Raw genomic sequence first — 21,486 nt, 5'->3', positions numbered from 1 at the left:
GCATTACAAAATGCACCTTGCCTTGTCCGAAACAAATAAAGTTCAGAGTCGGCACGAGCGAATCCGCAAACTTCAAACGTACAAACACATTCACGACCCGCTTAATTAGCGTCGCCGAGGCTGAAAGCGCGTATACCGAGCAGCGTTAGCCAGTGCAAATAGTCCTGTCCCTTCATCAATCCACACGGAGCGCTATTTATTCGTCTGCCTGGCGCATGCGCATAACGCGCCAATGGTTGAATGCACAGGCGAAGTACGCCACTTCCAGATGGCGGCGCACCGTGGAGTGAGAGCGTAGCCGCAAGTGAGGTTCTTAACTACCGAACTGTTGCCCGGCATGCTCTCACGTTTGAACGCTCGCTACGAAATCATCGTCATACCAGCAACTGAATATTGTTATCGGCTGCGATTTCCCCTGGCGCTATGGAAGCTTGAGTCTCCGTTTAAGAAGAAAGCAAACTAGAGCGTTGAGCTTAACGTATCTAATGTCTTATCAGGTGTTTCACCGGGTCGGTACCTAACGGCGTCGGCCTAGATTGTGTACGCATCGACGGTTGCCGCTCGCGCAGATTGGCTGTCCGCTCAAACGCATGTGCGACCTGCAGTACCGCTGCCTCTTGAAAAGGTCTTGCGGCAACTTGCACCGCCACCGGTAATCCACCTTCGCCATAGCCCGAGCACACGGACATTGCTGGCCAGCCAGTAAGATTAAAGGGCGTGTTGAATCCTGGCGACGAGAGGTCGCCCCACTCCGGCACACTGTCGATGCGCGGTGCCTCAGCTGGTGCGCCTGCCGTGATTAGAACGTCGACGCTCGCAGCGCAGCGGGCCGTCCTGGCGCACAAGTGCTCGCGGCTGCGCAGCGCCGCAATGTAATCAGCGCTCGAAATCAATGCGCCTATCGAAAGACGATTGCGCAAACGCTCGCCATATTCGTCAAAGCGCTTTTTCATCGTGGCTTCGTGCACGGAATATGCTTCGCTCAGCATTACGACAAAGCTCGAGGCCTGGTACTCAAAGAGCGATGGCATCTGGACTTCGACAATGTCGGCGCCCTGAGCGCGCCAGATTGCGAGCGCATCTGCGATGCCGTTCAGAACGGCGGCGCTGATCGGGTGATCGATTTCGTGCCAATTTGAAACGACGCCGATGCGCAGACCCTCCACGCTTCGTCCGATCCCGGCGCTAAAATCGGGCACCGCACGGTCCGCGCTTGCAGGATCGTAGCAGTCGTGCCCAGCCATCGCTTGCAGTAAGATTGCGCAATCCTCAACAGTTGCAGCCATCGGCCCGACATGATCAAGAGAATACGCCAGCGGCAGGACACCGCGCCGACTGCATAGCCCGTAGGTCGGCTTGATGCCTGCGATGCCGCACAAAGACGCAGGACTGCGGATAGATCCCGCGGTATCCGAACCAGTACCACCTAATATCAGACCGGCGGCAATGGCCGCAGCGGTGCCACTCGAAGAGCCCGAGGTGAAGTAATCAGTGTTCCACGGGTTACGCGCTGGTGGCCAAGGAAGATCGAAGGGTGGTCCGCCCAGGGCGAACTCATGCGTAGCCAGCTTGCCGAGCAGTGACGTGCCAGCATCGGCAAGACGCGCGACGATATGGGCGTCTTCGGTCGGCACCGAGTGTTGTAGCAGCCGCGAATGCGCTGTCGTCGCAATACCCCTCGTGGAAAATATGTCCTTGTGCGCGATTGGAACGCCGTCGAGCTTGCCGCGCAACGTGCCGGCCATCATGCGTTTTTCCGCAGCGCGAGCGTCGTCCCGTGCGCGCTCGGCTGTTACCGTGATAAAGCTGTGAAGCACACCGTCGAGTGCCTCGATGCGGGCAAGGCAATGCTCGACTAACTCCACCGGAGAGAGCTTCCGCGCGGCTATTAGGGCGGCGGCCTCCGCAATCGTCGGCGTGTCCATCACAGCTTCTCCGTATCTGTCGCGCTGGCTGTGTAGGCGTCAACGCGAAAAATGTGCGCCGGTTCATTTATGCAGCCAGGCTTGCCAACTCGGATGCGCACAAGCATCGGTTCGATGAGTGTCCAGCCTCCAGCGATCTGCTCACTCTGGACTGACGACAAATGCAGACCGGCGCGTTGCAGGAGTACTTTGATGTGGTCGTTAGTCATGTTCACTGACACGTCAACGTCAACTCGTTGAGACAGGCGTCGAGTGAACATAAATCTTCACTACGGACATCACGCAGCGCGTTCAAGAGACGTTGTTGCTGTGTAGCCGTTGCCACTTTGCGCGTTGCGGCGATAAATTTCGTCTCCAATGCATCGTTGGAAAGAGGCGCACTCGCTTCCCCGCGAGGTGCGGTCACCGCCGAGACATAACGCACCCCGCCACACACTATCGCCACTCGGGCCAGCGTTTCCGCCGGGAAGCGCGCTTCAAGGTCGAAATCCAGCTTGAGCCTGACCTTTGCTGCAAGCGCGGCTGCCTGTTCGTTACCGAGCGATTCGGCGGTGAGCGGAAGTAACGATTGCTGTCCAAGCGTCGCGACGAGCCCGAGACAATAGGGAATGCTGTACTGAATATCTGCCAAGTTCGCGGGACGCACGCTGTTCGAGATGCGTAAAGCGCCACTATAGGTTTCGACCTCAATCATCTCAATCCTACGCAGGTCAATGCAATGCGCTTCGATCAGTGCGAGCAGCGCGTCGAGCGGCGCGTGCACGTGACGGCAACAGGCATAAAGTTTGAAATATACGTTGCCAATGTGCAGCGCGGAGCCCGGTTCGAAGTTCTTTGCGAAACGGTAATGCAGCGCGCTGTCCAGGACGTTACGCGGTCCTGTATGGCCCGCTTCGGCGAGACCAAGGGCTGCGAGCCCGGTAACAACAGACCATGGAATCCCTTCCTTGACGTCGCTGCCTTCGGGCAATGGTGTCTGCGCTGGCGCGCTCGAAAATAGCTGATTCGGGGCACTTTCGCCTGCTATCGCAAACGCGTGTGCCAGCAAGTCGCGAGATGTCCCGCGCAGAACGGCTGCGGCTGCTACGACCGCATACGCCGACCATGTGCCCGTGTTGCCGTAAGACAGGCGCGCAGCACCCACCGATATCCCGACCTCATAGCCGATCACAATCGCATTTAAAAGCACGTCAATCGTTGCGCCAGTTTCACTTGCAACGGCCAAGGCTGTTGGAATCACCGCAGCGCCTGGATGACCGCGCGCCAGACGGTGGCCATCGTCGAGATCGAGCGCCGCGGCTGCGGCGCTGTTGGCCCATGCCGCAGACAGCACAGAACCGCGTTCGCCCGTGAACCAGATAGGTGCGCAGCCTCCAGGCATTGCCGCTTGGGCCATGCGTCGAACAGCCGCGACGCCCGGCTCAAACATGCCCGCAGCCGCTGCACCGAGCAGGTCGAGTAAGCAACGAACCGCAGCGTTTGTGGCCGTCGCCGATGCGGGCCGCGCTCGCGCCGTGTCCACGTAGTCAGCGAGCCGTTGGACCACGGTCAGCGAGCAGCGATGGCCGACAATATCACTCGTCCGATCGCTCACTTTTCGACTTCCCGATTCCAGCGCCCGGTCCACGCCATACGATTCGCGTTGATGACGATGATGTCGGTCCTGATCAGCTTTTGGACGTTCTCCGGTCCGTAGACAACATCTGCGGCAACTGCAGGTGGCAGCTTCGTGTCCTTATTGACGGGGCCGAGACCCGTCGCTTGCGTGAAGATGGCTTGGACGTCTGGGCTTAGAAGATATTGGATGAAAGCCTGCGCCTGTTGCTGCAGCGGCGCACCCTGCACAGGACAAACTTCGCTCAGAATCATCAGGGCGCCTTCTTTTGGATAGACAAACTTGACTGGCGCGCCCTGCGCTACCAACGCGCGCACCCGACCGTTGCCCCATACGCCGAGCGCCGCGTCGCCCGTTTGCAGCAACTCAGCCATCTTGCCTGGCGACGGTTCCCAGTCCAATACACTCGGTGCGATGCTCTTCATCTTTGAAAAGCCGGGATCGATATTGTCCTCGCCACCCCCGTTTAGGCGTGCTTCCATCACCAGCGCGAGCAAGCCGAAACCGTTCGTTATCGGCGGGATGACGATCTTGCCGGCGTAGCGCTTGTCTTCGAGGTCCTTCCATGACGTGGGAGTCGGCCAGCCATTCTTCGCGAACGCTTGCGTGTTGTACACCAAGCCCGTTGCGCCATAACCCAATCCAATCGCTTCGCCGTTTGCACGTTTCGCGCTCGGGTACACGTTCGCAGAATTAGGGCCGTCTTCAACCTTGGCGCACAGACCCGCCTGGATCGCGAGACTCATCGGCGCATCATCGATGATCGCAACAGAGATCGACTGCCTGCCCTTTTGTGCCTGCAATTTTGCCAAGGTGTCGGTGGAGTTGCCTGGCACATAGACCACCTTAACGCCGGTCTTCGCCTCGAAGGGTGGAATGATCTTGTCGCGGAACGCTTTCTCGACGTCACCGCCAAAACCGGCGACGTACAACGTCGAATCCGCCGCATGCACGCCGATCGTCGCCGTCATCGCAAGAATGCCCAGAAAACTGATATGTGCGCGCATCGGCGTCTCACTATATTTACAGTGAAGGTCAGCGTAGCACCGACCCTCGGGTTGCCCAGCTCAATGGCCAGATTGATGAAATATTAGAGACGGCTGCCCTGGTCGAAAAGAGGAATTGTGAGGGCTGCTTATGCCCAGATGTTATGGATCGCCGCAGTGCACGCAAACTTCGGTCACTCCGTAGACATCGCTTTCTCAATCTCTGTCGCGAAAGCTTTCGCGAGAGATGAAGTTGTTGCGGAGTCCGGAAAAATGATGGCGTAGCGCGACATAAGTCCGCCCTCGAGCGGCCTGGCGATCACCTTGCTTGCGTCGAATGATTCGATCGTGAACGCCGAGACGATCGAGACGCCGACTCCCGCCGCGACCAGTCCTGCCGCGACTAAAGAGTTGTGTGTCTCCACAACGACGTTAGCTGACGCGTTGACCTGCGCAAACGCGTCGTCAATCTGGTAGCGCACGTAGCTGTGCTGGGAGAGCATCACCATGCGCTCGCCATCGAGGTCAGCAATTCGTACGGACTGGGCTGCGGCGAGCCGATGGCCCGGCGGCATGATCACGGTCGAATCGACGGGCTGGAGCGGCTCCATGGTGATCGCGGCTCTCGAAATCGGCATTTCGACCAGTCCCACGTCGAACTGGCCCGTCGAAACTAGGTCAGCAATCTGGCGCGATGGAAGGCTGTGGACCGTCGCTGTGACTGACGGCCGCGACGCCAAAAAAGCGTAGATTGCGCGCGGCACTATAGAGAGCGCGAGCGCAGGTAATGTCGCCACGCGTATCGCGCCGGCGCGCTGAAAGCGGATGTCCTGCGCGACCTGACCTATCCGTTCAGCGCCGATATACACCTTTTCAATCTCACGATACAGCGTCTGCGCCTCGACAGTTGGCAAAAGCCGCCGGCCGCGCCTTAGAAATAGGCTGAAGCCGAGTTGCAGCTCAAGCAGCGCGATTGTTCGGCTAACCGCGGGCTGCGTGATGCTCAGAAGGCTTGCCGCACCGACAACCGTCCCGGTTAGCATGACCGCCCGAAACGCCTCAATGTGTCGAAAACTAGGAATATTTCTCATATAACCTGTGGGCATATACAGCGTCTAAATCCTGCATGTTCATGGCATTTTGGGTGTTTTAGCATTGATGCAAGCTCAAAAACAATACCGGAGACATGATTGATGGCGCATTACATTTTAATCATAAGCGCGGCAGAAATTGCTTCGGCGCGGCATTGTCGGGAGGTTGCTTCAGCATGAGCTACCTGCGACTAGAAGGCCTAGTGAAGCGCTACGATGATTTTGTTGCGGTACAGGATTGCACGCTCTCAATCGAGCGTGGCGAATTCGTCTGTCTGCTTGGACCATCAGGCTGCGGCAAGACAACAACTCTGCAGATGCTGGCGGGACTCGTATTACCAAGTGCGGGCACCATCATGCTGGATGGCGAGGACATCACGCGCATGAAGCCAAGTTCGCGCGGCCTTGGTGTAGTGTTTCAAAGCTACGCGTTATTCCCGCACATGACAGTTGAGCAAAATGTGAGTTTTGGCCTTGAAATGCGGAAAACGCCGGCTTCGAAGCGTAAAAAGCGGGTCGACGAGGCCCTAGAACTTGTGCATCTCGACGGCTCCAAGCACCGTTATCCGAGTGAGTTGTCGGGTGGGCAGCGTCAACGTGTAGCAATGGCGCGAGCACTCGTTATAGAGCCACGCGTGCTGTTACTCGATGAACCAATGGGTGCGCTGGACGCGAAGCTGCGCGACGATATGCAGATAGAGTTGCGCGCGTTGCAGCATCGGCTCGGAATCACCACCTTGATGGTTACCCACGATCAAGCCGAAGCTTTGACGCTTGCAGACCGCGTCGTGCTGATGAACAAAGGTGCGGTGCAACAGGTCGCGAGCCCTTTTGAAATGTACGAGTCACCCAACGGGCGGTTCGTTTCCACATTTCTTGGCAAGGCGAACGTGTTTTGTGGTCGGAGCCGGGATGGCGTGCTGGAGGTTAACGGCCGCACGCTTCCCTGTCCAATAGACGCGCCCGAAGGCGAGGTGGACTATATTATTCGGCCGGAAAAGATCCGCCAGACGGAAAATTCCGCCCTTGTGACGGGACAGATCACGGGACGCCTGTTTCTCGGCAATCACTGGCTTTTACACGTTGATACTGCGTTTGGGATGATTCAGTATGCCCAGATCAACAACGGCATAGCGCCCTCTCCCGAAGGCGCTAGCATCGGGCTGAGTTGGGAGTGCGAACATGTTCGCGTAGTCGCAAGGAGCATGCGATGACGCCTTCTATCCGCAGTCCGCTTCCCTACGGGCTCGCTGGCCCAGCGGCACTCGTCATGCTCGGGTTTGTAGTTGTGCCGCTCCTCATGACGCTGTCGCTCAGCCTGTACGGCACCGCGTCGAATGGCGTGACGCATTTGTCAGCCACGCAATACTCGCAGGTTTTCGGTGATGCTTACTACCAGCACATCTATTTACGTACGGCGGGCTTAGCCGCAATCGTCACCTTCCTCTGCATCTTGATCGGCGTGCCTGAGGCGTATGTGCTGGCTAGCCTGTCCAAGCGTTGGCGCGCTGTGTCGATGTTCATCGTGCTCGGTCCACTGTTGATGTCGGTCGTCGTGCGCACGCTCGGTTGGGCGGTGTTATTTGGCAACGAGGGAATCGTAAATCGCACGCTGCTAGCCCTTCATATCATCGATAATCCGATCACGATGATGTTCACGTTCACAGGCGTCGTGATAGCGCTTGTCCACGTCCAGGTGCCATTCATGGTGCTCGCTGTGTGGACGTCATTACAGAAGACCGATCCCGCTGCAGAGAGCGCTGCCGAAACGCTTGGAGCTGCGTCTGTCACAGTACTGCGGCGCATCGTTCTACCTCAGGTTATTCCAGGTGTGCTGTCCGGCAGTCTGATCGTGTTCGCCTTGACAGCGAGTGCGTTCGCGACGCCGGCGATCATCGGCGGACGGCGCCTTAAGGTTGTTTCAACAACTATCTACGACGAAATCCTCGGCAACCTCAACTGGCCACTGGGCACTGCGCTCGCGGTTGTATTGATGGTGGCGGTGTTCGCCACATCGATCGCTGTTGGGCGCTTTGTCGAACGTCGTTACAAACAGGTGTTTTGATGCGACGTACAACTTTCCCACTGCTTGTCTTTCACACACTCTTTGCGATATTCATGCTCGCACCACTGGTGACCGTTGTGCTCGTGTCGTTCACTGACAAGGGCTACGTGTCGATGCCGTTTGACGGCGCGTCTTTGCGTTGGTATCGCGCGATTATCGAAGCGCCCGACTTCATAGATGCATTTTGGCGCAGCATGGGGCTTGCTACCGGTGCCGCCACGCTCGCAACGCTGCTGGCGCTCCCAGCGGGACTCGCAATCGCGTGGTTCCGTTTCGCGGGACGCGAAACGCTGATGAGTCTCCTGATGTCGCCGCTGATGGTTCCTAATGTCGTGCTAGGGATCGCTTTATTACGCTTTTTCACGCAGTTCAGCATGGTCGGCTCTATGTCGACCCTCATTCTCGCGCATACGCTTGTCGTTTTGCCGTACGTCTTGCGTTTGGTGATTGCTTCCGCGGCTGGATTCGACCGGTCGATAGGCTACGCAGCGCAGACCCTTGGTGCGTCAGGATGGACCGCCTTTCGACGCGTTGAACTGCCTCTTATTGCGTCAGGCGTCACGGGCGGTTGGCTGATTGCGTTCATTAGTAGTTTCGACGAACTGACGATGACTATATTCGTCGCGTCACCGTCCTCCGAAACCCTGCCCGTGAAAATGTACAACTACATCGCCAACACAATCGATCCGATGCTCGCATCAGTGTCCACAGTGTTGATTGTACTCACGCTCGTGCTGATGCTTTTGCTCGACCGTCTGTTCGGGCTTGATCGCATTCTTTCGGGGAACACATGAAACCTCTTCTATCTGCTGAGACACTCGTGATCGGCGGCGGTGTGATCGGCATGGCCGTCGCGTATGGACTTTGCCGCGCGGGGCAAAATGTTACTGTGCTTGATCAGGGCGACGACGTATTTCGCGCGGCGCGCGGTAACTTTGGCCTTGTGTGGGTCCAGGGAAAGGGGCTAAATCGACCGGAGTATGCGCGCTGGACTGTCGGATCCGCTAAGGTGTGGCCAGCATTTGCTACGGAGCTGGCCGCGCTCAGCGGTGTTGACCTCGAGCTGTCGCAAATCGGTGGCCTGCGCATGGGCTTTAGTGATGAAGAACTTGCCAAACGCGCTGGCGACATGGCGCGCATCCGCGACTCAATTGAGGAGGCGTATCCGTTTGAACACCTGAGCGCAACCGAGGTGCGCGAGCGCGTGCCGCATAGTGGACCGGCGGTAGCTGGAGCAATTTTTTCGCCCCTCGATGGGCACGTGAGCCCATTGCGACTGCTTCGAGCGCTCGTTCAGGCATTCGCGAATCTACATGGAACGTTACGCACCGGAGAAACTGTCGAGCGACTAGATTTTCGAGAGGGCCATTTTTACGCTGAGACCGCCAAGGCTACGCATATCGCAAGTCGCGTCGTGCTGGCGGCCGGACTAGGAAATCGCCTGCTCGCGCCGCAGGTTGGGCTCTTTGCGCCAGTCGACCCGGTGCGGGGGCAGGTGATTGTCACGGAACGTCTGCAGCCCTTCCTCCGCTATCCGACGCTGCATGTACGTCAGACCGGTGAAGGCGTGATCCAGATTGGAGACTCAAAGGAAGACGTCGGTTTCGATAAACGCACTACGGTGCCTGAGCTTGCCCAAATGTCGAGTGACGCCGCGCGCTATTTTCCTCTGCTCGCCAACGTCAACGTTGTCCGTGCGTGGGGTGCACTACGGGTAATGACGCCCGACGGGTATCCGATTTACGAAGAGTCGCGCTCGTGTCCCGGCGCGTTTCTGGTCACTTGCCACAGCGGGATAACGCTTGCCGCGCAGCACGCGGGTGATATCGCGGATTGGATCCGCGGCGTGTCCCGGCCGGCAGGAATTCAGACCTTTACTGCAGAGCGATTCCATGTTCCGACCGCTGGACGTTGACACACCGCGACGACCCGTCGCATTGAAGGTCGAGGGCCGGACCATTTACGCCCGTGACGGCGACACAATCGCGCTCGCACTGCTCGAAGCAGGGCTCAACCATACTCGCACCACGCCCGTCTCGGGAGCCCCGCGCGCGCCGCTCTGCCTAATGGGAGCGTGTTTCGAGTGCCTCGTCGAGGTCGACGGTCAGGCAAACGTGCAGGCTTGCATGATTGAAGTCCGAGACGGCATGACCGTACGGTTGCAGAACGGGCCACGCGCGCCGGGAGAAGTGAAATGACTCATGACCTTATCGTAATAGGCGCCGGTCCTGCCGGCATGGCTACGGCCATTACGGCTAGCGAGATCGGTCTTAAGGTGGCACTTCTCGATGAACAGGCACGCCCTGGCGGACAAATCTATCGGAACGTTGGGACTTTGGATGAATCCATCAAGACGCTTCTCGGACCGGATTACGCTGCCGGGCGAAATCTGGTGGAACGGCTTAAGCAGACCAACGTCGACGTTCGAACGGGGGCGCTCGTGTGGGACATTGGGGAGGATCGCACCGTAACCTTTCTTGCGGCCGGCCGATCCGAGCGGATTTGCGCGCCACATCTAGTAATTGCAACTGGCGCGCTTGAGCGGCCGTCACCGATCCCCGGCTGGACGCTGCCCGGCGTTATGAATGCTGGAGCCGCCCAGATCGCCTTGAAGTCTGGACCGTCCATACCTGATGGGCGTGTCGTGCTGGTAGGCGCCGGTCCCCTCTTGTTGCTGGTTGCATGTCAACTGCTCGACGCGGGAGCCCAACTGACTGCGCTGGTGGAAACTGCACCTCGTGCCAACAGGATTCCGGCACTGCGCGCATTACCGAGCGCAATGCGGGCGCCGGGGCCCTTGGTCAAAGGGTTGCGCATGCTCGCTAAGTTGCGCTCAGCAAAAATCCCTTGGTATAAATGCGCCACCGATCTTGCGGTCGATGGAGCAACGCATGCTCAAGCAGTGCGTTTCCGCCATCGCGGAAACGAAGTTATCGTGCCAGCCGACGTCGTGCTCTTGCACCATGGCGTCGTGCCAAACTCGCAGATCACCCGCCTGCTTCAGCTAGAGCATACATGGAGCAATACTCAACTTGCCTGGCGCCCGGTGCGCGATGCCTGGGGAGTGAGCACTCTTGATGGAGTCTGGATTGCAGGGGATGGCGGCGGCGTCGAGGGTGCACTAGCGGCCGAGGCCAGCGGCACCCTGGCGGCGCTGGCAATCGCGCACCTCTCGGGCCGAATTAGCGAGGCAGCGCGCGACGGTTATGCGAGGCGTTGGCGGCGGACACTCGCACGCGAGCACGCAGTTCGCCCGTTCCTGGATTCGCTCTATCGCCCGCCGCTGTGGATCGGTTCTCCCGCCGACGACACGATGGTTTGCCGATGCGAAGAAGTGACCGCTGGCCGGGTGCGCGAAATGGCCCGTATGGGCTGTGCCGGGCCCAACCAAACCAAATTTTTTAGCCGGTGCGGCATGGGTCCATGCCAAGGCCGGCTGTGTGGGATTACTGTCACGCAAATATTGGCAGAAGCCCGGCATGAGACGCCGCAGCAAATTGGAGCGTACCACGTGCGCGCACCGATCAAACCGATCCCGCTGCACTCACTTGCTGCACTGAATTCTGGTTCCGATACGCCGGGGACCAATAAGGATAAGTCTAGATGACCAATCAAATCGACCGTAATGACGTGAAGCCACGCATAAGCAAGATCGTGCGCCACGCAGGAGTGATTTATATTTGTGGGCAGACAGCAAAAGGAGCAGCGACATCCGACATCCAGCAACAGACGCGCGCGACCCTTGCGCCGACGCGCTTCTCGTCAAGGCGGGCAGCGACCGCTCGCAAATTCTATACGCACTGAGCTGCGCTTTCTGGTCAAGCCGCTCACCTCGAGCGAGTTCGCTCGATTACCGCAACCGCGGAGTCGATCCAAGCGGTCGCGGATATGCCACCCGAAGCCACGGACGAGGATGAGAGGCCGGCGTGACGTGATCAACGATTGCGAGATTTGATCCAAACGAGGTCTAGGCCACAATGCGCGAAGCCGTGCGGGAATTTATCCCGAATCCCGGACATACCACTATCTCCAAACACTCCTGCTTGACCAACTCCGATTGTCGCGAGCGCCATTAGCGACCCAGGCAATCAAAAGTCAACAAAGGAAGTCTATAACTTTGGATAGTGGGATAGCGTCCAAACCTAAATTTCTATCGTCGATTTTCCAACAAAGTTGCTATAGGTGCCTTCACGCTAACGGCTAGTGGCACCCATATTCAAACTATTCATCGATGTCAGAATTTGTGTCGGATTCCGAAAACTGCTGCAACTTGATTTGACGTGCTTGACGCTGACAGGCCTGTCAACTGTGCGGTGGCTGGAGCTCCGAAAGAGTTGGTGCCTGAAACGTGTTGATACAAGCCTGTAGCATATAGATCAGTACGTTTTGAAAGGAAGTAATCCACACCAACTATCCCTTGATGTATCTTTTCATTATTTACGCTGTACGCCTTCGTGTAGTCGTACGCAACACCGAGCAGCAGTGCCGGCGTCAACTGATACTTAAAGTTCACTTCCGCGTTGTGAAGTTTTGCGTTCCCGGATGTTGGCGACCCGGTCGGCTGGCCTGTCACACCGGTCTGCCCCAGACCCTTGAATTGGGTGTTGCTGTACGTACCGCCCAACGTCGCCGGGCCGAACGTGTACGCCCCGCCCGCAGCGATCACTTGCTGCGTCTGCGCAGACGCGAAGCCTGAATAGACTTGCGAGCCACCCATACTAGTTGCGGTTGCAGACGACGTTGAATTATTCCCAAAGAATGAATAGTTAGGGTTTTTGACGTTCAAATACGCTAAATCAAACACCAGCGGACCTCGGGAGTAGCCGATCCCGCCCGAGAAGATTTGGTTGCGATTAAAATTGCCAGCAACGCCTCCCAGGCTATACACGCCGCCGAATGTTATCCCCCCATAGTTAGCGCTCGTGTACTTGATGGCGTTGTTAGTTCGGTTAGTATTGTTTAAATTGTCGAGGTCGCCCGGATGAGCCGCTTGACCTGGCGCCCATTGGTCCGCAGCTTCAAGCAAACCCACAAAATCGACTACAGAGTCATATTGACGACCGAGGGTCACCGCGCCAAACTGGTCACTCTTGATACCAACGTATGCTTGACGGCCGAACTCGTCCCCGCCCTGATTCAGCCTTCCCGTATAAACATTAAAACCGTTTTCCAACAAAAACACAGCCCTCAGCCCGCCGCCTAGATCTTCAGTCCCTTTCAGGCCCCAGCGGTCGCCTTGCAAATTGCCGGCACTTGTCGCATAAAGTTTTTGGCCAGCGGAATTGTTGCTGTACAAAAGACCCGCGTCGACAATGCCATACAATGTGATGCTGCTCTGTCCGTGGGCAGCACCGGCGAATGAGGTTAGCGCTGCTATAAAAAGAAGCGATTTTTTCATGTGTAATCCTAAATGTCTAGATAAGACGATGAATCGGCGGAGATTTAATACTTCACTTTCACCCAAAACACGGTGCAACGACCAACAAGCTACTACTGTTAAAGTCGGCTCGGCCAGACGCCCTGGCCACAAGGCAATAAACAAAAAAATTACACTTCGAGTCGATTGAGGCGCGGTCTATTTACCACCACCAGGCCTGTCGCCCAGGCCAAGATGTACAACCTCTAAGGTCAACGTTCTCGACGAACTACTATGAGAAGGCAGGATATGTATGCTTTGATCTCATACAAGCAGCTGCCTAGGTTGATACGCTGCCCTTCCGTCGATAGAAAAATCCAGCAGCGCGCCGTCTACTGCGATGCGGCCGCCCAGTTGCTTTCATACGGCGAAAGGAATATTCCGCCACATCGCAATAGTGTGGCCACCTCCCGCCGCTACGACGCTCAAAAACACCAGGTGCGTTTATACCGGCAATAGCGCGTTCTTTCGGCGGCGCCGCAGAACAACCACCATGCCGACGACGACCAAGGTGCATGTCATGCCCATTAGCACCACGGAGACGGCCGCAGATTCGGGACTCGTATTGAAGCGAATGCCTTCCCACAACATACGCGGTAGGGTCTTCACCGACAAATTGCTGAGAAAAATTGAAGCGACAGATTCATCGAACGATAGAAGCATCGCAAGCAGGGCTCCGACTCCGAGGCCCGGAAGGAGCAAAGGAAAAACAATCGTTCGAAAAATGCGCCACGGGTTCGCCCCAAGGCTCGCCGCTGCAAGGGACAGGCGAGAATCAATGGAACTATATGTTGCCGATGCAACCTGATAGACAATTGGGAAGATCAAAACGGTATGAGCAATGATGATCCCTATCTCAGTATCTACAAGTCCCACCCGGGAGAAAGCGAGATAAGCACCTAATGCGAAGACAACACTTGGTACCGTTAAGGGCGACAGCAGTAGCGCTTCGGCAGCACTCTCGTAACGAAAAGTACGGCCAATGCCGAGCACCGTTAAGGTGGCAATGACCAAGGTCGCAGCGCAGGTCGCGGTACCAATGCGAAGGCTGGTCAGCCCTGCCGCAATCCATTCCTGGCTATGAAAGATCGTTTCAAACCATCGCAAGGAGTAGCCGGGAGGCGGAAAAATGAGAACCTCTGCCGAACTGAACGACACCGGGATGAGCACGACCAGCGGAAGGAGGATGAAGAAAGAGATGACACACAGGTAGATCGGTTTCACCAAGCGCCCGTCGACGCGAAGACCCGCAAAAACGCGGAAACGGGACGGTGACAGCTTTACAGGTTTCCGAAGAAGTGACTTGTCCGCCTGCTCCACATGTACTGACGGAGCAGTCACTGGTAACAAACCTGGACGCTGCCAACGCGACACATACCGGGCTAGCGAAGAGAATGCCGTGGCGAAGATTGTTCCTATTAATGCAAGCGTGATACCAAGCGCCGCTGCCAAAGCCCAGTCCGCTCCGGTATCGATCTCCGACTGAATTACTTGAGCAAGCATCTGCTGGCGCTGACTGCCAAGAAAAGCCGGCGCGATGAAGCTTGCCATGGTGAACAGGAAGATGATAGTGACGCCAGATTGGATGCCGCGGATCGAAAGCGGAAGAATGACCCCTGACCAGATGCGCAACGGGCCCGCCCCAAGCGTGTGAGCGGCTAAGAGAATGCGTCCGTCAATGCGCCGGAGAACAGTGACGAGAGCGAAGACCATCATTGGGATTGAACATTGCACGAGTGCGAGCAAGACTGCTAGCTCGCTGAACAGAAGGGGAAGCGGCTCCGAAATCAACCCCAAGCTCAGAAGGGTCGCGTTGATAAGGCCGTGCTGTCCGAGGATCGCCAGCCAGGCGAACGTTCGCACCAACACGCTTGTCAGGAAGGGAACCAACACTAAAAGCCCAAGCAGCAACGCCTTCATTCCAGTCGCCCGGCTTAAAATCCACGCCAGTGGAAAGGAGACCACCAGAGTTATCGCGGTGGCCTCCAAGCTGATCCGCGCCGTTGTCCAGATCACCGTTCGGTACACTGGATCGCCGAAGATACGCATAAAGCGCGCAGCGGCATCGCCTCCGAACGCCTCCGGCACGATAGCCAGCAACGGTAGAGCGAAAGCGAGGAGAAGCAAAATAGTTACTGGCGCCAACAGTAGAATCAAATCCCCATTTACGTTCCAATTTATGAACCCGCTACTGCGTCTCATCTTCGTGTTTCCTATTTTTTATTTACGCGCCTGTTAGCGCATGACGTACGTGTTCCATTGGGCCGTCACAGAATCAAGATTCTCATTCCACCACTTTGAATTGAGAATTGCGCTGCGCTTTTCGTTCTCCGGTGTGCCCGGCAGATCCTTGGCAACGGAAGGGTCAATAAGCTTAAGCGCGTCGATGTTAGTCGGGCCATAGAAGATATGGCGCGGAAGTTCCGCCTGCTGCTTCGGCTGAACGGCGAAATTAATGAATTTCATTGCCTCCGCTGCATTAGGAGCGCCCTTCACTACCGCCCAATATTCGACAACAGTAACCGATCCGTCGTACGTATAAGCCCAGTTAGCCCCGGCCTTGATGGCATTATTGACGCGCCCGCCGGGAGCGAACGCGGCGTCAACCTCGCCCTGCTGGATGAGCGCTTGGACATCTGACGGCGGCTTGAAACCGACGATTTGGTCCTTGATACGATCGATGACTTTGAGACCGCGGGCTACGTCCAAAGGATAAAGTTCAGACGGCTTCACACCGTCAGCTAACAGTGCGAACTCGAGGTTGTAATACGGCAACGCCAGCAGCACGCGACGCGCTTTTACCGCTGGGTCGAAAAATTGTGCTGGGGTTAGTCCATTCGGAAACTTACTTTTATTCCACGCAAGGTTCTCGGAAAACTTCATGTAGCCGATGCCGTATTTCGTGCGGAGATTGGCAGGAATGCCATCGGCCTTAATAACTGAGTAATCGAGTGGTTGAAGAAGGTTATCCTTCATCTCGCTCTCGTAGGCTGCAGCGTCAGCCGAGACCACGTCCCAAGTGATGTTGCCGCTCAAGACCATGGCTTTGATCTTGGCATGACCGCTGCCGGTCGTGCCAATGACTTTGGCTCCAGTCGTTTTGGCGTAAGGATCAAAGAAAGCCTTTGTCTGTGCATCCTGGAAGGAGCCGCCATAAGCGGCGACCACGACCTTAGCCGGGTCGGCCGCAAATGCCGACTGGTGCAGGAAGATTGCGCTGGCCGCAACGATTAACCCAGCGAAGGTATTCAATTTCAGTCCGATTTGTCTCATTTGTCCTACCCCCAAAAAACTTTGTTTCACGAAGATTTTTCAGCCGGAAGAATTGCGACCACTTTCGGCACCCATCGGACGACGACGGATTCCCCAGGCGCTAGTTTTGCGGTCAGATGGTCTCCACGCACGATGTTGGCGAGCAGGGTTTGCCCGTCAGGAAGCTCCAGCGTTACGTGCCAGCCCGCGCCGAGATATGTGATGTTTCGTATAGATGCGGGTACACCGCGGACATCGCCTGACACGGCTTCGTTGACGGAATGGATGGAGACATTTTCCGGTCTCACTACAATATCGAAGGGCGCCGTTGCGGGCGACGGCAACGACTGACGTACGCCGCAAATCTCATATCCTCGTCCGCCATCGATTGACGAGACGCGCAGAATCGAGCATTCACCGAGGAAACGTGCCACAAAATGATTGGTCGGCGCTGCGTAGATGGTGGTCGGATCGGCAACCTGAAGCAGACGCCCCTCGGCCATGATGCCAATACGGTCAGCCATAGCCATGGCTTCCGACTGGTCATGCGTAACGTAGATAACTGTGATGCCAAGCTCACCCTGAATGCGCTTCAGCTCCTGCTGCATTTGGTCGCGCAACCTTCGGTCGAGAGCACCCAATGGTTCGTCCATGAGCAGAAGGTCGGGTCCGAAGACAAGAGCGCGGGCGAGCGCCACACGTTGCTGCTGTCCACCAGACATCTGTGACGGATACGATGACCAGCGATCAGTAAGATTGACGAGGCCAAGAGCCGCTTTCACACGGGTTTCGCGCTCGGCGCGCCCGACGCCACGCATCTTTAGGGGATAGGCAACATTTTCGGCAGCCGTTAGATGCGGGAAAAGCGCGTAGTTTTGGAAGACGACACCAATTTGCCGCCGATGCGGCGGTACGTCGGACACAGACTTGCCCGACATGAGTACGCGGCCTTCGGTTGGTTTGTCGAAGCCGGCAAGGAGCATAAGAAGCGTTGTTTTGCCCGAACCGCTCGATCCGAGCAGCGCGAAAAACTCGCCCGGTGAGATGTCAAGACTGACATCGCTTACCGCATTGACGTGGCCATAACGTCGGGTAACCCGCTGGAAAGAAACTGCGGCGGACGACTGGTTACTCATTTGACTTCTCTGCCAAGGTCGAACGGGGTAAGAACTTCGCATCCATTCTCAGTCACAACGACGGTGTCGCCAAAGCGCGCACCGCCAACGCCATCTACGTAGATTCCCGGCTCGACGGTAAACACCATGCCCGGTTCAAGAATGGTAGGCGAATCCGCTTTGATCTCGTGGCCGTCCCAACCAGAATAACCGATTGAACGCCCCGTCCGGTGCAGGATAGGATTCTCCCAACCGACGCGTTCGATCACCTCCATTGCGGCAGCATGCACCTCGCCGGCTGTTGCACCGGGACGCACCGCGGCCAACGCCGCCTCTTGTGATTCACGCGCGAAATCAACGATCTTGCGCAATTCCTGAGACGGCTCTTTCGAACTAACTTTAACAGGACGGTCGAAGCCAATCAGGTGTCCGAAGAAACCGGTACTACAACGGCATATTTGCACAATATCGCCGTCCTGCATTCTGCGGCCCGCTCCTGCGGCATGGCAGCGCGCCGTGCGGTCGGTCCCACTTCCTGTCATATGCAGGCCCAGCGCTAATGGTGACTGCTCCTCGTCCCCGTTCCATAGCTCTGCAGCTCGTCTGGTCCCAGCGACGAAAGAAGCGAGCGACACTTCCCATTCCGGGACGCCAGGGGCGATCACAGCACAGCTGGCGTTGAACTGGTGAGCAATGACGTCACAGCTAAGCCGAATAACGCCAAGCGCGGCCGCATCTTTTACTGCAAGCAAATCTCGCATCATCGCCGTGACGTCTTTGACACGCTCGGCGCCGAGCGCTTGAGTCACCAGGCCGATGTTTCCGCCGTTCGTTCCATTGAAGTCGACGCCAATGGAACGCGCGGCGGGTGCGATTTGTTCGAGATATTTGGCGAGCGCATCCTGATGCGTCAGGGGGGCTGGCACGGCCTCCTTCCATTCGACCCACCGGGCAACTACCGGCGCGCCGCACCGCGCTCGTATTTCCTTGACTTCACTGCCGGGCGAGACAAATCCGACGTTACCTTCTTTCGGAAGGACCAACCAGATTGGCCTAGTGAGCGGCAAGCCGTTAAGTCCGGTAAAAAAGCGATGCATGTCGATGCCTGCCAACGCGAGAACATCGATGCCATGCTTCTTCATCGCAGCTTGAGCGCGTTCGATGCGCGTGCGGTAATCCATATCGGTGGGCAAAGTCAGCTTGGTAGTTGCTGAGCTTTCGGTCATTACGTCATCTCCAGGAATAGTTATACAATCGTTTGTATTTGACATGCAATCGATTGTATTGTCAAACCTTCAAAATAAATTTTCGAGACTATCTTGTTCGGAAACAGACAGAAAAAGTGCATGCGCCTGACGGCACGAGCACGCGGCGGCTAGGCAGCGGGCAGGCGGGCAGGCAAAGCGTTGTTGTCATTCACGATCCGCGTACGCGGCTCGAGCGGTCGGTTAAAATTGATAGCTGCGCCGCCGCACGGGACGGGAGCCGTTAAATGACTGAGACGCGCTCTGATGTTAGCCATATTTTGCGCGGCATATACGTGCACGACACGCCGGAGACGTTCGTGTTTCTAAGTCGTCGAGCTTATGCCAAAGGTTTTCGGCCGCATAAAGTCTAGTTCGATGCCAAAGTTATTTGCCACAGCCATAGTCGATTTGCGCAATGAGCGACGATCAAGTGCGAACCGAGCGACGCCTCGTTAGCACTCGTTCGTGCGGCGAAACCACCTATTGTTTCCGTGAACCCGGCAACCTCATGCCCAAGATCACACCGTTTTGCTGCAACGACGAGACGCATCAAGCGCAAAAATCGAAAATCGAATCAAAAGACAGACGTTTGAACCGCATACAGCATTCGCTATCGAGCCGGCGCGGAACGTCGCCCACATGCCAAAAACCGCTTATAAAGCATCATGCTTCGGGCATATATAGTCACAACCTGATCTCAAGTCCAATTACCGTCTTGCATGGTTTGATACGCGGACTCCCAACTAGTCGTCGATCAAGGTTGCGCAATGCAATAATCCCTATTACTCGAGCTTAAAAGAACTCACCACCTTTGCAAGATGGTTTGCCTGGTCTTGCAACGATTGGGCACCCGCAGCGGCTTCTTCGACAAGAGCAGCATTCTGCTGCGTGGTTTCATCCATCTGCGAGATGGCTTGATTTGTTTCGTTGATCCCTCGACTTTGCTCTTGGCTTGCGACAGTGATCTCCGCAATTACATCACTGACACGCTGAACATTGGTGACGACATTTGTCATTGTTGCCCCAGCTTGTTCGACTAACTGGCTACCCTGCTCTACTTGCCCTACAGATTCAACAATGAGCAATTTTATTTCCTTCGCAGCTGTCGCAGATCGCTGAGCAAGGTTACGTACTTCACTCGCCACCACAGCAAAACCACGCCCCTGTTCGCCTGCTCTAGCAGACTCAACAGCGGCATTAAGCGCTAGAATGTTGGTTTGAAAAGCAATTCCGTCAATAACGGAAATAATATCGGCGACCTTCTTTGACGACGTATTGATTGCTCCCATTACATTGATGATTTCATTCACCATCGCTCCTGCTTGGAAAGCAACATTAGATGCTGAAAGTGCGAGTTGATTTGCTTGTTCGGCATTGCCGGCATTTTGATTCACACCGGACGTAAGCTCTTCCATTGCAGACGCGGTTTCCTCAAGCGAAGCGGCTTGAGTTTCAGTTCGAGAAGACAAATTGCTGTTGCCCTCTGCAATTTCACGGGAAGCCGCTTTAATCGTTTCGCTCGCAGTACGAATGTCCAACAGCACTAAAGCGATTTTGTCGACAAAACGATTAAAAGCTTTTGCGATCTGTCCCAGTTCGTCCGCACCGCTCGCATCTAGACGACGCGTCAAGTCACCGTCTCCAGTCGCGATCTCTTGCAAAGCATCACGCACCAATCCCAGGCCCTTTAACGATTTCGCAATGAGCACGCTTAAAAGCAAAGATGCAACAAGTACTAAAACTAGGGCGATAAGCGCTGATGAGGTTAGCATCGCAGTTAGGGGAAGCATCGCGTCGGACAGGTCGAGCACAATAACAAGCATCCAATCCGTTCCCGCAACTTTTGCAACTTGCAACAAGCGTTCCCGTCCGTCGAGTCTGGCCATCTTACTGTGATGTGAAGCCTCTATTCCAGCTAAAGAGGTAGCCGAGAGAGCTCCATCTAAGTCTGAAATTGGCTTTAATGTCAGGCTCGCATTGGGATGCGCAATGACTTTTCCAGCGCTATCAACAAGGAAGGCATAGCTGTTCGATGTTGGCTTAATCTCGATCACTGTGTGTATGACAGTGTCGAGTAAAACATCAGCAGCAGCGACAGCGCTGACAGCGCCACCGGCACCAGTGGCGGCCTCTGCAAAGGTCACCAATAGCTTGCCTGTGCTTGCGCTTGCATAAGGTGAGGTGACTACAGGCCCAGGCGATTGAGACGCCTTGATATACCAAGGGCGCTTAGTTGGATCGTAACCAAGCGCCAGAGGTCGCTGTTGCGAGAATACTGCGCGTTTATCCGCGTACCCGATATAGGCGTCGTCGAAGCCACCGGCCGTTCTCGCAGCCTTAACTGCAGACGATGGATCTGGGAATGCAATCGCTTGCTTAATCGATGAGACCACCGACTTCCTCGAAGAAATCCATTCGGCGATCGTTGCTGAATCGCTCTCAGACAACTGTCGCATCTGCTTGTCCAGCGTGTCCACCATCCGTGATTTTGTCGTCAAATAGTTCGTCGCGATGAGCGAGAGCATTGCAAACATAACCGTGGTGACACATACCGCGATTAACCGGCTACGCAGCGTGGTAAAGAGCATGCTTTTCTCTGAGAAATGGTTTGTGGGGCCTTATCACGTAGGCACACGCGACGATTTAATAAGGGTTTACCTATAGCGAAAAAGTCCCATGACTTTTATCATCGTCTAGGCACCCTTTGCCCCGGGCATCGGTTTGAAAATTTCGCCTGACAAGTCACAATACGGATTACAATCGATTGTATCCGA

At 56.1% G+C, this 21,486-nt stretch carries 17 protein-coding genes; 7 read left to right on the top strand and 10 right to left on the bottom strand.

The window, feature by feature from the left end:
• Positions 1-482 precede the first annotated feature (482 nt).
• The 4 genes from ASG35_RS20385 to ASG35_RS20365 all read right to left on the bottom strand — a co-directional run bounded on the left by ASG35_RS20385 (position 483) and on the right by ASG35_RS20365 (position 5,632).
• The gene (locus ASG35_RS20385) at positions 483-1,925 is read right to left on the bottom strand and encodes an amidase (RefSeq protein ID WP_056361739.1); all 1,443 of its coding nucleotides are present in this window, start codon (positions 1,923-1,925) and stop codon (positions 483-485) included.
• Between the two features lie 211 nt (positions 1,926-2,136).
• Entirely contained in the window at positions 2,137-3,519 is a 1,383-nt protein-coding gene (locus tag ASG35_RS20375; protein WP_056361732.1) for an MmgE/PrpD family protein, read from the bottom strand.
• Positions 3,516-4,547, bottom strand: a complete 1,032-nt coding sequence (locus tag ASG35_RS20370) for an ABC transporter substrate-binding protein (protein WP_056361729.1) — start codon at positions 4,545-4,547, stop codon at positions 3,516-3,518. Before ASG35_RS20370 ends, ASG35_RS20375 begins: the two co-directional genes overlap by 4 nt.
• Positions 4,548-4,720: 173 nt before the next feature.
• On the bottom strand, positions 4,721-5,632 hold the full coding sequence (locus tag ASG35_RS20365) for a LysR substrate-binding domain-containing protein (protein WP_235527638.1): 912 nt from the start codon (positions 5,630-5,632) through the stop codon (positions 4,721-4,723).
• A 161-nt stretch (positions 5,633-5,793) separates the two neighbouring features.
• Here ASG35_RS20365 and ASG35_RS20360 point away from each other — a divergent pair, with 161 nt between their 5' ends.
• The 7 genes from ASG35_RS20360 to ASG35_RS31555 are packed head-to-tail and all read left to right on the top strand — an operon-like array spanning position 5,794 to position 11,486.
• Entirely contained in the window at positions 5,794-6,831 is a 1,038-nt protein-coding gene (locus tag ASG35_RS20360; RefSeq protein WP_056361720.1) for an ABC transporter ATP-binding protein, read from the top strand.
• On the top strand, positions 6,828-7,682 hold the full coding sequence (locus ASG35_RS20355) for an ABC transporter permease (RefSeq protein ID WP_056361718.1): 855 nt from the start codon (positions 6,828-6,830) through the stop codon (positions 7,680-7,682). The genes ASG35_RS20360 and ASG35_RS20355 overlap by 4 nt, the downstream gene beginning before the upstream one ends.
• The gene (locus tag ASG35_RS20350; RefSeq protein ID WP_056361715.1) at positions 7,682-8,476 is read left to right on the top strand and encodes an ABC transporter permease; all 795 of its coding nucleotides are present in this window, start codon (positions 7,682-7,684) and stop codon (positions 8,474-8,476) included. The genes ASG35_RS20355 and ASG35_RS20350 overlap by 1 nt, the downstream gene beginning before the upstream one ends.
• Positions 8,473-9,597, top strand: a complete 1,125-nt coding sequence (locus ASG35_RS20345; protein ID WP_056361711.1) for an NAD(P)/FAD-dependent oxidoreductase — start codon at positions 8,473-8,475, stop codon at positions 9,595-9,597. The genes ASG35_RS20350 and ASG35_RS20345 overlap by 4 nt, the downstream gene beginning before the upstream one ends.
• Positions 9,575-9,880: a (2Fe-2S)-binding protein gene (locus tag ASG35_RS20340; RefSeq protein WP_056361707.1), complete on the top strand. Its 306-nt coding sequence runs from the start codon at positions 9,575-9,577 to the stop codon at positions 9,878-9,880. The genes ASG35_RS20345 and ASG35_RS20340 overlap by 23 nt, the downstream gene beginning before the upstream one ends.
• Positions 9,877-11,289: an NAD(P)/FAD-dependent oxidoreductase gene (locus ASG35_RS20335; RefSeq protein WP_056361704.1), complete on the top strand. Its 1,413-nt coding sequence runs from the start codon at positions 9,877-9,879 to the stop codon at positions 11,287-11,289. Before ASG35_RS20340 ends, ASG35_RS20335 begins: the two co-directional genes overlap by 4 nt.
• On the top strand, positions 11,286-11,486 hold the full coding sequence (locus ASG35_RS31555; protein WP_156393287.1) for a hypothetical protein: 201 nt from the start codon (positions 11,286-11,288) through the stop codon (positions 11,484-11,486). Before ASG35_RS20335 ends, ASG35_RS31555 begins: the two co-directional genes overlap by 4 nt.
• A 430-nt stretch (positions 11,487-11,916) precedes the next feature.
• On the opposite strand, the gene ASG35_RS20330 is transcribed toward ASG35_RS31555, so the two are convergent.
• From ASG35_RS20330 to ASG35_RS20305, 6 genes are all read right to left on the bottom strand, one after another.
• The gene (locus ASG35_RS20330) at positions 11,917-13,080 is read right to left on the bottom strand and encodes a porin (RefSeq protein WP_056361702.1); all 1,164 of its coding nucleotides are present in this window, start codon (positions 13,078-13,080) and stop codon (positions 11,917-11,919) included.
• 462 nt (positions 13,081-13,542) lie between these two features.
• Positions 13,543-15,300: an ABC transporter permease subunit gene (locus ASG35_RS20325; RefSeq protein WP_082508503.1), complete on the bottom strand. Its 1,758-nt coding sequence runs from the start codon at positions 15,298-15,300 to the stop codon at positions 13,543-13,545.
• A gap of 33 nt (positions 15,301-15,333) precedes the next feature.
• The gene (locus ASG35_RS20320; protein ID WP_156393286.1) at positions 15,334-16,401 is read right to left on the bottom strand and encodes an ABC transporter substrate-binding protein; all 1,068 of its coding nucleotides are present in this window, start codon (positions 16,399-16,401) and stop codon (positions 15,334-15,336) included.
• On the bottom strand, positions 16,398-17,486 hold the full coding sequence (locus ASG35_RS20315) for an ABC transporter ATP-binding protein (protein ID WP_056361693.1): 1,089 nt from the start codon (positions 17,484-17,486) through the stop codon (positions 16,398-16,400). Before ASG35_RS20315 ends, ASG35_RS20320 begins: the two co-directional genes overlap by 4 nt.
• Positions 17,483-18,691: a M24 family metallopeptidase gene (locus tag ASG35_RS20310; protein ID WP_056361689.1), complete on the bottom strand. Its 1,209-nt coding sequence runs from the start codon at positions 18,689-18,691 to the stop codon at positions 17,483-17,485. The genes ASG35_RS20315 and ASG35_RS20310 overlap by 4 nt, the downstream gene beginning before the upstream one ends.
• An 803-nt stretch (positions 18,692-19,494) precedes the next feature.
• The gene (locus ASG35_RS20305; RefSeq protein ID WP_056361685.1) at positions 19,495-21,300 is read right to left on the bottom strand and encodes a methyl-accepting chemotaxis protein; all 1,806 of its coding nucleotides are present in this window, start codon (positions 21,298-21,300) and stop codon (positions 19,495-19,497) included.
• Positions 21,301-21,486: the final 186 nt, after the last annotated feature.

The organism is Burkholderia sp. Leaf177 (assembly GCF_001424345.1).
In the GTDB taxonomy this organism is placed as follows: Bacteria; Pseudomonadota; Gammaproteobacteria; order Burkholderiales; family Burkholderiaceae; genus Caballeronia.
This window is presented reverse-complemented; position numbering and strand designations above follow the sequence as displayed.